At 67.5% G+C, this 12441-nt stretch carries 7 protein-coding genes and 1 pseudogene; 4 read left to right on the top strand and 4 right to left on the bottom strand.

Annotated features, from left to right (window positions below; translation table 11 throughout):
* Nucleotides 1–57: 57 nt before the first annotated feature.
* On the top strand, nt 58–1350 hold the full coding sequence (locus BM333_RS07550) for an Nramp family divalent metal transporter (protein WP_092309222.1): 1293 nt from the start codon (nt 58–60) through the stop codon (nt 1348–1350).
* A 300-nt stretch (nt 1351–1650) separates the two neighbouring features.
* Here the strand turns inward: BM333_RS07550 and BM333_RS07545 are convergent, their stop codons facing one another.
* Together BM333_RS07545 and BM333_RS07540 are read right to left on the bottom strand one after the other, a co-directional pair.
* Nucleotides 1651–2007: a barstar family protein gene (locus tag BM333_RS07545; protein ID WP_092309219.1), complete on the bottom strand. Its 357-nt coding sequence runs from the start codon at nt 2005–2007 to the stop codon at nt 1651–1653.
* 77 nt (nt 2008–2084) lie between these two features.
* Nucleotides 2085–2470 (bottom strand): annotated as a pseudogene (locus BM333_RS07540) (methylated-DNA--[protein]-cysteine S-methyltransferase).
* A gap of 300 nt (nt 2471–2770) precedes the next feature.
* Between BM333_RS07540 and BM333_RS07535 the strand changes: the two are divergent.
* A complete protein-coding gene (locus tag BM333_RS07535; protein ID WP_092309216.1) occupies nt 2771–3811 on the top strand; it encodes a mechanosensitive ion channel family protein in 1041 nt (346 codons plus the stop codon).
* On the opposite strand, the gene BM333_RS07530 is transcribed toward BM333_RS07535, so the two are convergent.
* Together BM333_RS07530 and BM333_RS07525 are read right to left on the bottom strand one after the other, a co-directional pair.
* Complete coding sequence (locus tag BM333_RS07530; protein ID WP_092309211.1) at nt 3812–4591, bottom strand: isocitrate lyase/PEP mutase family protein; 780 nt, start codon at nt 4589–4591, stop codon at nt 3812–3814. It lies immediately after the preceding gene.
* Between the two features lie 151 nt (nt 4592–4742).
* Nucleotides 4743–7988: a TonB-dependent receptor domain-containing protein gene (locus tag BM333_RS07525; RefSeq protein ID WP_092309208.1), complete on the bottom strand. Its 3246-nt coding sequence runs from the start codon at nt 7986–7988 to the stop codon at nt 4743–4745.
* Nucleotides 7989–8407: 419 nt separating this feature from the next.
* On the opposite strand from BM333_RS07525, the gene uvrB reads away from it, so the two are divergent.
* A complete protein-coding gene (uvrB, locus tag BM333_RS07520; protein ID WP_245777200.1) occupies nt 8408–10633 on the top strand; it encodes an excinuclease ABC subunit UvrB in 2226 nt (741 codons plus the stop codon).
* 818 nt (nt 10634–11451) lie between these two features.
* A complete protein-coding gene (locus BM333_RS15655; RefSeq protein WP_143105792.1) occupies nt 11452–12294 on the top strand; it encodes a ParB N-terminal domain-containing protein in 843 nt (280 codons plus the stop codon).
* Nucleotides 12295–12441 lie beyond the last annotated feature (147 nt).

Below are 12441 nucleotides of genomic sequence, written 5' to 3'. Positions count from 1 at the left end.
AGCGGCTTGCCAGTCCCGGCACAAGCCGTTCACCTGCGCCGGCAGGGGAGGGCGACCATGTCCGAGGAACAGCACGACACCACCCCGCCGCCCGGCGCCCGCTGGCGGCTGATCGGTCCGGGCCTCGTCGCCGCCGCCACCGGCGTCGGCGCCGGCGATCTGGTCGCCACCCTCGTCGCCGGGTCGAAGTTCGGCTACGCCCTGCTGTGGGCGGCGGTGCTCGGCACCCTGCTCAAGATCTCGCTGGCCGAGGCCGTCGGCCGCTGGTCGCTCGCCTCGGGCCGGACCATCTTTGAGGGCTGGTCCAGCCTCGGCCCCGGCTGGTTCGGCGGCCGGCTCAACTGGGCCAGCGTCTATTTCGGCCTCTATGTGGTGGTCTGGGGCTTCGTCTACGGGGCCACGGCGATGACCGCCTCGGCCCTGCCGGTGGCGGCCCTGCTGGACGGCACGCCGCTGGCGCTGGACCTCAAGGCCGGGGCCATGATCCTCGGCGTGATTGGCCTGGTCCTCGTCTGGTTCAACCGCTACCCGCTGTTCGAGAAGATCATGACGGGGCTCGTCGGGGTGATGTTCGTCACCGTCGTCGGCCTCGCCGTCATCGTCGCCCCCGACCCGCCCGCGCTCGTGCGCGGTCTCGCGCCGAGCCTGCCGGCGGGGTCCGCCTTCTACACCCTCGGCCTGGTCGGCGGCGTCGGCGGCACCATCACCCTGGCCGCCTACGGCTACTGGATCGGCCAGAAGGGCTGGCGCGGCCCGGCGTGGATGCGCGTCATGCGGCTGGACAACCGCGTCGGATACGCCGTCACCGGCCTGTTCGTCGTCGCCATGCTGATCGTCGGCGCAGAGCTGCTGCACGCGTCCAACATCGCCCTCGCCGGCGGCGACCGCGGCCTGCTCGATCTCGACCGCGTCCTGCGCCAGCGCTTCGGCGACGTCGTCGGGGTGATGTTCCTGGTGGGCTTCTTCGCCGCCAGCTTCTCGTCCCTGATCGGCGTCTGGCAGGGCGTCAGCCTGATGTTCGCCGACTTCTGGGCCCACCTCAGCGGCCGCCCCGCCGACCCGACCGCCGCCCGCGAAACCGGCCGCCCCTACCGCGCCTACCTGCTGTGGCTGACCTTCCCGCCCATGGTTCTGCTGTTCATGGACCGCCCCTTCGGCCTGATCGTCGCCTACGGCGCCCTCGGCGCCCTGTTCATGCCCTTCCTCGCCCTGACCCTGCTCTGGCTGCTCAACTCGAAGCGGACCCCCGCCGAATGGCGCAGCCGCTGGCTCTCCAACGGCATGCTGGCGGCGGGCGGGGTGCTGTTCTGCGTGCTGGCCGGGCGGGAGCTGGTGGGGCTGTTCGGGTAGACTCAGGTATGGAGCACCCCTCTGGACTGGCCGATACGGTGGTCAACAGCCGCCGGCCGTGCAGTATGGGAGAATGGCCCGTTCGACCCGAAACCGCAGTGGAGTGCCGTCGGAAGCAGGCCTATCCAGCTTGTCCGACGCCGAGCTTGAGAAGGAGGCTGCGCGGGTCGCGAGCCGATTGGCGACACCTCTGTCGCCGCTTCTCCTGAAGCTATTCCTGAAGCGGCGTCATGCAGTCCAGGCCGAACAGGCTCGGCGCGCGGACTGACATCGACCAGGAGGATGAGTGCACACTGTCCTTCACCGCATGGCCGACAAATTTCCACTCAACAGGAGTGAGAGAACAGGCGTCCCGCCAGCTTCCATCCGCCGATAGTTCACGAACGCCGTGCACTCGATCAGCGCGTTGAACTGTTCCGGGCATCGCCTGGCGAAATCGGCGGCATCATCAATCTGCAGCGTCATCAGCTGCCCCGGCTGAACAGCGGCGCGGACCATGCCTGTGTCGGGATCGTCGGCATCCGTCATGCAATCGATCCACGCGTTCATGTTGCGTCCGTAGAAGGCCGGCAAGCCAAGGACGTCCGCGAAGACGTCGTGGAAGGTCGCCCAATCCACAATACGCTTGGCCGGGAGGTCGATGAGCGTGGTGTTCATAGCGCGACCTTAGAGGCGATCGACGAAGAATAGCTACGCCTCGGGAGCCGCTGATCGCCCCCCATCCACGTTGCGCCCTAGATCAGCAACGCCCCCTCGTGCCGCAGCAGCCAGGTCTTGCGCTCCAGCCCGCCGCCGAAGCCGACCATGGCGCCGTCGGCGCCGACGACGCGGTGGCAGGGCAGCACCAGAGGGATCGGATTGCGGTTCAGCGCCACGCCCGCCGCCTGGGCCGCGCCCGGTTCGCCATCTCGCCGTAGCTGATCGTGGTCCCGACCGGGATCTCGGCCAGCGCCCGCCACACCCGCACCTGGAAGCCGTCCCCCGCCGCCGCCCCGTCCAGCGACCAGCCGATCCGCGTCAGCGCCGCGCGCTCGCCGGCGAAATAGGCCCCCAGCCCCGCCCGCACCGCCTCCGGCGCCTCGCCCTCCGCCAACTCCGCCCCCGGCCACGTCCGCCGCATCGACCGCTCCAGCCCCTCGCCGAAGCTCACGCCGCGCACCCGGCCGTCCGCGTCGCAGGCGATGGCCAGCGGACCGATCGGGGCGGGGAGGGTGGAGAGGGTGAGGATCATGGGCTGAGGGATTAGGGATGAGGGATTAGGGATGAGGGATGAGGGGCGCTCAGGAGCTCGATCCCATATCGGGCCGTGCTTGCCACCCACGTGGCAGCCGCGCATTTTCTCTCATCCCTCATCCCTAATCCCTAATCCCTAATCCCTGCACCCTCTCCCCCGCTCGCGCCTTCCGGACTCCACCGCCCCATGCTTCCCCTCGACCAGATCAACCAGATCGACCAGGGCCAGCTGTTCCGCCTCGGCGGCTCGGTGGTGACCATCGGCGGCGTCCTCGCCGGCCTCGCCATCCTCGCCCTCGCCTGGGTCGCCTCGCGTCTGGTCAGCCGCGCCCTGTGCCGGCTGCGCGACCGCTCGAACCGCAGCGCCGCCGCCCTCTATGTGCTGGAGAAGCTGGCCAGCTACGGCCTCATCGTCGTGGGCGCCTTCTGGGCCCTGTCGGTGGCGGGACTGAACCTGTCCTCGCTGGCGGTGTTCGCCGGCGCGCTTGGCATCGGCGTCGGCCTCGGCCTGCAGGGGGTGGTGAAGGAGTTCGTCTCCGGCCTCTTCCTGATCTTCGACCGCATGGTCTCGGTCGGCGACTACGTCGAGATCGGCGGGGCCATGACCGGCACGGTCCGGGCCGAAGGCATGCGCGGGGTGATCACCGAGATCGGCCCCCGCGCCGTGCGCATCCGCACCAACGACAACGTCAACGTCCTCGTCCCCAACTCGCGCCTGATCGAGCAGCCGGTGGTCAACTGGACGCTGAAGGGCGACACCCGCCGGATCCACATCCCCTTCGCCGTGGCCTACGGCGCCGACCGCGGCAGGGTGCGCGAGGCGGTGCTGGCCGCCGCCCGCGCCAGCCCCTTCACCCTGCCCGAGAGCGAGGACCGGAAATGCCAGGTCTGGCTGGTCGGCTTCGGCGAGCGCGGCCTGGAGTTCGAGCTGCTGGTCTGGCCGACGCGCGAGGCGGTGAAGCGCCCGTCGGCCATGCACGCCGCCTACACCTGGCTGGTCGCCGATGCCCTGGAGGCCGCCGGCATCGAGACGCCGGTGCCGCAGACCGACCTGCGCCTGCGCAGCGTCTTCGGCCACGAGGGGTCGGAGGGGCTGGCCGCCCTCGGCCTCGCCGCCGCGCCTGTCGCGCCGCGCCCGGCGCCGGCCGCGCCGACGGTCAACGACGCCGCCGAGGACCTGATGCATCCCGACGCGGAGCCCGAGGACGAGCCGCCCGGGCGCCGCTGATCACGGCATCAGGGCGTTCATCTCGCTCCAGCCCAGCGCGCCCTGAATCATCGGCTCCGACGCGCCATGGGTCAGGAAGCCTTTCGCCAGCTCCGCGGCGCGGCCGTAAGCGGCGCTGGCCAGCCCCGAGCCGGCGCTCAGCCGCCGAACCCCCAGCCGCTCCAGCTCCGCGGCGCCCGGCAACCCCGGAACGGCCAGCAGGTTGACCGGCAGCGGCGTCCCCGCCGTCAGCCGTGCGATGTCCTGCGGCGCCGTCACCCCCGGGGCGAAGAACCCGTCCGCCCCCGATCCGGCGTAGATCGCCGCCCGCCGCAGCGCCTCGGCCACCCGCGTTTCCGGATCGCCGACGCCCCTCAGCCAGACGTCGCAGCGGGCGTTGATGAACAGGTCGCCGCCGACCTTGGTCCGGATCGCCTCGATCTTGGCCGCCAGCGCCCCTGGCTCGCCGCCGCCGTCCTCGATGTTGATCCCCGCCGCCCCCGCCTCGACGAGGGCTGCGGCGTTGGCCGCCACGTCGCCCGGGTTCTCGGAATAGCCGCCCTCGAAGTCGACGCTGACCGGCAGCCCCTGCGCCGCGCGCACCACGTCGGCGCACATGTGCACGGCCCGCTCCACCGGCAAGGCGTCCCCGTCCGGCCAGCCCAGCGACCAGGCGCAGCCCGCGCTGGTGGTGGCGATCGCTTTGGCTCCCAGCGACCGCATCACCGCCGCGCTCCCGGCGTCCCACGCATTGGGCAGGATCAGCAGGCCGGAACGGTGCAGGTCGTGAAAGGCTGTCATCGGGCGGCTCCTTGTCGCCGGCGGAGGATGAACCCGCCTTGCCGGCGGCGCTGGCGGGTTTCGGGCGCGGTCATCGCCTGACGGGCGCCCCAAAGAAAAGCGCCGCCCGGCCACGGCCGGGCGGCGCCTACAGGCTCAGGTCGCCGTCGTATCAGAACGGACGGTAGTTCAGCGACAGATAGAAGCGGCGGCCGAACAGATCGAAGTTGTCGGCGGTCGTGTTTCCGAGCCAGCGGGCCGGCTCGGCGTCGAAGGCGTTCACCACGCCCGCGCGCACGACCAGATCATCCCGCGCCGCCCAGCGGACCGAGAAGTCGTGCTGGGAGAAGTCGCCCGTCTCCAGGTAGGCCAGCGACTCGTAGCGGTCGAAGTTGCCGTTGACGATGTTGTCCTTGTCCTCGATCTCCTGGCTGACCTGCCAGTCCCAGTCCCAGGTGAACGACAGGTAGTCCGTCGGGGCCCACGAGATGGTCGACAGGAAGCGCACGCGCGGCATGCCGACGGTGTCCTCGAAGTCCGTCGAGTCGGTCGGGTCGGTGATGTTGACGAAGTCATGCTGCTCGATCAGCCAGTTGCCCCGGACGGAGTGGCTGAACTGGCCCCAGTCGCGTCCGCCCCAGCGCGGCAGATCGAAGTTGTAGCGAGCCGTCACGTCCACGCCCTTCGCGGTCAGGGCCGCATAGTTGAGCGAGCCCTGGATGAAGCTGGTGACGAGGAAGGTGCTGGGGCTGCGGGTGATGGTCGCACAGGCGCCCGTGTTGACGGTGTTGCCGTTGACGCACTGGTTGGCGGCGGTCTGGGCCGTCACCGAGTCGATCGCGTCCGAGATCTCGATCTCGTAGTAGTCGGCGACCAGCGAGAAGTTCGGGATCAGGTAGTCGGGCGTCCACACGCCGCCGATCGTGAAGCTCTCCGAGGTCTCCGGCTCGAGGAACGGGTTGCCGCCCGCCAGGCCCGGCACCGATCCGCTGCCGTAGTTGGGCAGGTAGGCGTCCGGAGCCGACGGGTCGCTGAAGGTGAAGCTCAGACCTGCGTCGGCCGCGAGGGCGGCGCAGTTCGCGATGCGGTTGGCGGCGATCGTCCGGTCAGCCAGGTTGTTGATGACCGTGGCGCTGCAGGGGTCCGAGAAGCCGTTGGCGAAGGTCTGGCTGTAGGGATCGCTCGTTTCCGCCAGATTCGGCACCCGGATGGCGGTGGCCGTGGTGGCGCGGAACAGGAACTGGTCCGAAGGACGCCACTGGATCTGGGCGCTGTAGGTGTCCTGCTTGCCGACGTGGGAGTAGTCGGACAGGCGATAGGCGCCGCTCATTTCCGCCGAGCCGAACCCGGTGTCGGTGAACAGCGGAACGCGCAGCTCCCCGAACACGTCGTGCGTGTCGTAGTCGGCCTCGAGGAAATCGGGACCCGAGTTCAGGAACAGGAAGCGGCCGGCGCGGTCGCGATCGCGCCCGACGCCGCTGGTGATCTCCTTCCGGTACTCGTAGCCCACGGCGACGCCCAGCGGGCCGGCCCCCCAGAAGTCCCAGAGGTCGCCCGTCATGAAGGTCAGGAAGTCGTGCTGCTTGTTCTGGTCCGTGACCGTGATCGAGGCCTGGAGGTAGTCGAGCGCCTCCTGGCTGAAGCCGCCCTCGCCGAACACGCGCACCGGCACGCAGTCGTCGATGACCCCGCCCTGACGCGAGTAGGTCGTGCCTCCGACCGTGGCGTCGGGAACGGCCACCCCGCGCGCCTGGAGCAGCTGCACCCGGCACACGATCTCGCCCGGCGTGCCGTTGACGATGCCGGCGGTGTCGACGACCGCGTCCGCCGCGGCCTGGTACCGGACGATGTCGACCCCGAGCTCGCGGTTGGAGTTGTTCATCTCGCCGTAGGTGTAGCCGGCTTCCCAGCTGATGTTGCGGAAGAAGCCCGCGTCGCCCGCGTCGCCGCGCAGGCCGATGACGTAGCGTTGCAGGTCGCGGTTGTTCAGCTGGTTGCGGGCCGGGCCGTACAGCTTGTGCTGGGCCCGCCGGTCGAGGACCGTGCCGGTCTGGACGCCGGCCGAGTTGTAGACCTGACGCATGTTGGTGTTGATGGCGGTGAACACGTCGGCCGGCAGGTAGGCGTTGTCGAGGCCGATCTCGAACGCCGAGGTCGCGGTGATGGCGCCGACGGTGTTCGGCGCGAACGGCCGGATGTTGAAGTCGTGGAACACCCGCTGGCCGGCGTCGTAGGTTTCTTCCTCGACGTACTTGGCTTCGGCGAACAGCTCCACGTCCGGCGCGACCTCGAAGTTCAGGCCCGTCTGGAACCGGTAGTTGGTCGACTCGGGCAGACGGCTGGCCTGCCCCTGCTCGGTGTTCAGGACCTGGCCTTCGCCTCCGTTGCTGACCGTCCGCGAGAAGCCGGTCTGCTGCCGGATCGCCCCGAAGGTCACCGGACGCGAGTTCCCGTTGGCGTCGTACAGGAACGCGTTGTTCGGATTGTTCGTGGGCGCGAGCGAGAAGCAATTGGCCGAGAAGCTGCCGGTGGGGCAGGTCGCGAAGTTCACGTCCGGATCGCTGGCCGGGCTCGGCCGCACTCCGGTCGCCAGGATGGTGACCCCCCCGAAGTTGGTGCCGCGGATATAGGTCCGCAGATCCCTGACGAGGATCTGGTCCGGCACGCCGTCGCTGGGCGCGGACGCCGGGTCGAGGTCGTTGCCGAGGAAGCCCCACGACTCACGGCGCCAGTCGACGTCGGCGTCGAGCACCTCGTCGTTGCGCTGGTACTCGCCCGAAACATAGTAGTTCAGGCGGCCGTCCATGAGGTTCTGGCCCCACAGCACGGACAGGCGCTGGCTCAGCTGATGGTCCTGGTTGACCTCCGCCAGCGAGGCGTCGATCTCCAGTCCGTCGAAGTTCTTCTTCAGAACGAAGTTGACCACGCCGGACACGGCGTCGGCGCCGTAGACCGCCGCGTTGCCGCCGGTGATCACCTCGATGTTCTCGACCAGCAGGCGCGGGATGGTGTCGACGTCGACCGAGAGCGTGCCCGGGCTCGAGCCGACGTGGCGGCGGCCGTCGACGAGGGTCAGGGTGCGCACCGAACCCAGCGCCCGCAGGTTCAGCAGCGACAGGCCGCCGTCGTTGAGGTTCGAACCGGTGGTGTCCTCGGGCACGACCGAGGTCGACAGGGCGGGGATGTCGGCGAGGAAATCGACGACGTTCACCTCGCCGGACTGCTGCAGCTCCTCCTGGCCGATCTGGATCAGCGGGGTGGGCGAGGTGGTCGCGTCGCGGCGGATGCGCGAGCCGGTGACCACGACGTCGTCGATCTGGCTGGCCTCGGGCTCCTGGCCGGCCGTCGAGTCCTGGGCCTGCACGGCGCCGGCCAGGGCGAGGGCGGAGACACCGGCCAGAACGGAGCAGGTGGTCATCAGAAGGGATTTGCTGCGCACAGGGATCCTCGGAAGGGTGCAGGCCGCCCCCGTGGCGGCCGAAGCGCCACAGTTGCGAGCGCTCCGGGCGGCGGCGCAACCGAAACGTCAGGGCGCGGTCAAGTATTCGACGCGAATGTGCCAAAGTTGACACAACGCCGTGCGTCGGCGCCCTCTCGTCGCCGCAATCGCCTCCTGCCGCCGGCTGTCAGCAGCCCCGTGCCCGCCCGCGCGTTGCGGTGGCGAAAGCCCCTTCCGCCGCCTAGATTGCGTTCATGAACCGTTCCAGTTCGCCCAAGGGGTCCGCGCCCCGCACGCAGAAGCCCGTCCACGTGCCCGGCCAGCTGGCCGAGGCCCCCGCCGCCTTCCTGCGCGACGACGACGGCCGCGCCCTCAAGGGCCCGGCGAAGACGCCGAACATGCCGATGTTCGCCCCCGTGACCGGCCCGCGGCTGACGCCCGAGGAGGCCCCCGGCGCCCCCGCCGACTGGAAGCCGCACCGTCCCGACCGCCCGGACCAGCGCAAGCGTATCCCCTTCCGGCTGGAGACCCGCTACACCCCCGCCGGCGACCAGCCCGCCGCCATCGCCGAACTGGTCGAACAGGCGAGGCAGGGCGAGCGCGACCAGGTCCTGCTCGGCGTCACCGGCTCGGGCAAGACCTTCACCATGGCCAAGGTCATCGAGCAGACCCAGCGCCCGGCCCTGATCCTCGCCCCCAACAAGACCCTCGCCGCCCAGCTCTACAGCGAGTTCAAGGCCTTCTTCCCCGACAACGCCGTCGAGTATTTCGTCTCCTACTACGACTACTACCAGCCCGAGGCCTACGTCCCGCGCACCGACACCTACATCGAGAAGGACAGCTCGATTAACGAGCAGATCGACCGCATGCGGCACTCGGCGACGCGGGCGATCCTGGAGCGGGACGACGTCATCGTCGTGGCCTCGGTCAGCTGCATCTACGGCATCGGCTCGGTCGAGACCTACACCGCCATGACCTTCACCCTGAAGGTCGGGGACCAGATCGACGAGGCCAAGCTGAGGGCCGATCTGATCGCGCTGCAGTACAAGCGCAACGATGCGGCGTTCGAACGGGGGATGTTCCGCAAGCGCGGCGACGTGGTCGAGATCTTCCCCGTCCACCTCGAGGACCGGGCCTGGCGCGTGTCGCTGTTCGGGGACGAGGTGGAGTCGATCCAGGAGTTCGACCCGCTGACCGGCAAGAAGACCGCCGACCTGACCGAGGTCACCGTCTACGCCGCCAGCCACTACGTCACCCCCCGGCCCACGCTCAACCAGGCCATCGGCGGCATCAAGGCCGAGCTCAAGGAGACGCTCGACTGGATGGTCGAGAACGGCAAGCTGCTGGAGGCCCAGCGGCTGGAGCAGCGCACCCGCTTCGACCTCGAGATGATGGAGGCCACCGGCTCCTGCGCCGGCATCGAGAACTACTCCCGCTGGCTGACCGGCCGCGCCCCCGGCGAGCCGCCGCCGACCTTCTTCGAATACATCCCCGACAACGCCCTGCTGTTCGTCGACGAAAGCCACGTCACCGTCGGCCAGATCGGCGGCATGTACCGCGGCGACTACCGCCGCAAGTCGACCCTGGCCGAGTACGGCTTCCGTCTGCCCAGCTGCATCGACAACCGCCCGCTCAAGTTCGACGAGTGGGACGCCATGCGCCCCCAGACCGTCTTCGTCTCGGCCACCCCCGGCTCATGGGAGATGGAGCGCTCGGGCGGCGTCTTCGTCGAACAGGTCATCCGCCCCACCGGCCTGATCGACCCGCCGGTCGAGATCCGCCCGGTCTCCGGCGCCACGCGCAACCAGGTCGACGACGTCATCGACGAGGTGAAGGCCACCGCCCGCGCCGGCTACCGCTCCCTCGTCACCGTCCTGACCAAGAAGATGGCCGAGGACCTGACCGAATACATGCACGAGCAGGGCGTGCGCGTCCGCTACATGCACTCCGACGTCGACACGCTGGAACGCATCGAGATCCTGCGCGATCTGCGCCTCGGCAGCTTCGACGTGCTGATCGGCATCAACCTTCTGCGCGAGGGCCTCGACATCCCCGAGTGCGGCCTGGTCGCCATCCTCGACGCCGACAAGGAGGGCTTCCTGCGCTCCGAGACCAGCCTGATCCAGACCATCGGCCGCGCCGCCCGCAACGTCGACGGCCGCGTCATCCTCTATGCCGACCGCATGACCGGCTCGATGGAGCGCGCCATCGCCGAGACCAATCGCCGCCGCGAAAAGCAGATGGAGTACAACGCCGCCCACGGCATCACGCCGGAGTCGGTCAAGCGCGACATCAAGGAGATCCTCGCCAGCCCCTACGAAAGCCGCGAGCTCGACCGCCTGACCGCCCCCGGCGTGAAGGACGAGAGCAAGCCGTTCGTGGGCACCAACTTCCAGGCCGCCCTCAAGGACCTCGAAGGCCGCATGCGCGAGGCCGCCGCCAACCTCGAGTTCGAGGAAGCCGCCCGCCTGCGTGACGAGATCAAGCGCATGAAGCTGATGGACCTCGAGTTCGCCAACGACATCATGACGGCGGAAGGCCAGGCCGTGGACAAGGAGGCCCCGAAGCGGGACCGGGCGGCCGCCCGGGCGGAGAAGGCGGCGGCGTTCAGGAAGGGGCGGTAGGGGGTGGGTCCCGGACCTGACCAGCCCAAGCCGATGGAGCTGATGCAACTGAAGGTCCCGAAGGATGAGGTTTAGGCCGAGCGCTCTTGTTAAGCTTGAAGTGGCGCTACATAGTCAGTCGGCACAACTGGATGTGGTCCTTTGGCGATAGACGCTTCTGAACGGAGAACGCTGCCTGCGCTGCTCGTCCGGCAGTGGCTCCCCGGTTGGAACCAAGTTGATTTCAACAAGAAAGAGCACCGGTCCCAACCCGAGCCGCACTTTTACCTGTTCTCGCTGCCGGCAAGGGAGCTGCGGAGCCTGTCGGGCATCTCACGCCGGCACGCCGGCAGCGGCAACTCCCGAACCGAAGACATGGGAATTCAGCGGCAGCACGACCCTGATCGTTCTGCAGAGATCAAGCGATACGTAGAGTTCGGTTACCCTTGGTCGACGCTAAGCGAAGCTCGGCGGGCCTCGGCCGAATTCAATGATCTTCGGAAGCCCGGATGGCTCCCGACAGCTGTGGTCCTCAACATCCTCGGCCCGGACCAGCATCGACCTACCGGCTCAGTCGTCAAAAGTGACGCTGTTAGGGTCCTGACCGGTGAACAGCCTCGGATCGAGCTTCCCTACACGAAGTGGTCCCCAGAGTGGCATCCGCAGAGTGCCCCCCCGTTTGAGATCATCGACGGCCAACATCGGCTTTGGGCGTTTGACCGAAAAAGCGGATTTGACGCTTACGATCTTCCAGTCGTTGCATTCTACAATCTGGACGTAAGCTGGCAGGCTTATTTGTTCTGGACGTCAACATCAAGCCGAAAAGAATAAATCCGAGCTTGGCCTTCGATCTTTATCCTCTTCTACGAGCGGAGGATTGGCTGGATAGAGCCGAAGGGCATGCCATATATAGGGAGACCCGCGCACAGGAACTTGTAGAGATCTTATGGTCGCATCCTTCAAGCCCGTGGTACGATAAGATCAATATGTTGGGAGAAACCAAAACGCCTTGGGTTTCCCAATCGGCCTGGATTAAATCTCTAACGGCGACGATGGTCAAAGCTTGGGACGCGCGTGGATCTTCTGGGGGCGGGCTGTTCGGGTCGCGTATGAAAGCTAGCGAGGAAGTGCTTGGCTGGAGCAGAGCGCAACAAGCGGCGTTTCTAATCTACTGTTGGGAGCAGTTCCGGCTGGCGGTGAAGGATCAGACGTCAGAATGGGCATCAACTCTTCGAGTATCCGCTGGAGACAAACTAGCGCGCGCCGGTGCCATGGATCCGGCATTCTACGGTGTTCACACGCTGATAAATAGCGATCAAGGTGTGCGAGGATTCCTTAGTGTACTGAACGATATTATGTACGCTCGTGCGGTTCACCTACAACTCGACAAGTGGAACCCAAGCGAAGAGTCTCACTCTCAATCGATTGATGGGGTGACGGATGCGCTTGGCGGTGTGCCGGATCAACCGTTTGCAGGGTTTGTATCAGGGCTCGTCAAATCGTTGGCTAGTTTCGACTGGAGAACGAGCTCCTTCCCCAAACTGGATGAGATGGTCCGCCGCCAAAAGTTGGTATTCCGTGGTAGCAGTGGTTACAAAGAACTCAGATTCCAGCTGCTGGAGCATTTAGCAAAGGGCGATGATGAGATCGCACCCATCGCGGCTACCGTGCGCCAGGGCTAACCTATGGGGCTCGCCGCCGGTGATAAGGTCTTGGTTCGAAATGTCAGGACCGAGGACGTAGAGAGAACGTTGGCTTCGCTGAAGCCGTTCTTTCGACGTAGCGCTTGGCTTGGAAGTAGCAACAGGTATTTGACCAAAACGGTAGAT

This window comes from Brevundimonas viscosa (assembly GCF_900116065.1).
Lineage (GTDB): Bacteria > Pseudomonadota > Alphaproteobacteria > Caulobacterales > Caulobacteraceae > Brevundimonas > Brevundimonas viscosa.
The sequence above is the reverse complement of the archived record's forward strand: the minus strand, read 5'-3'. Positions and strand labels throughout refer to the sequence as shown.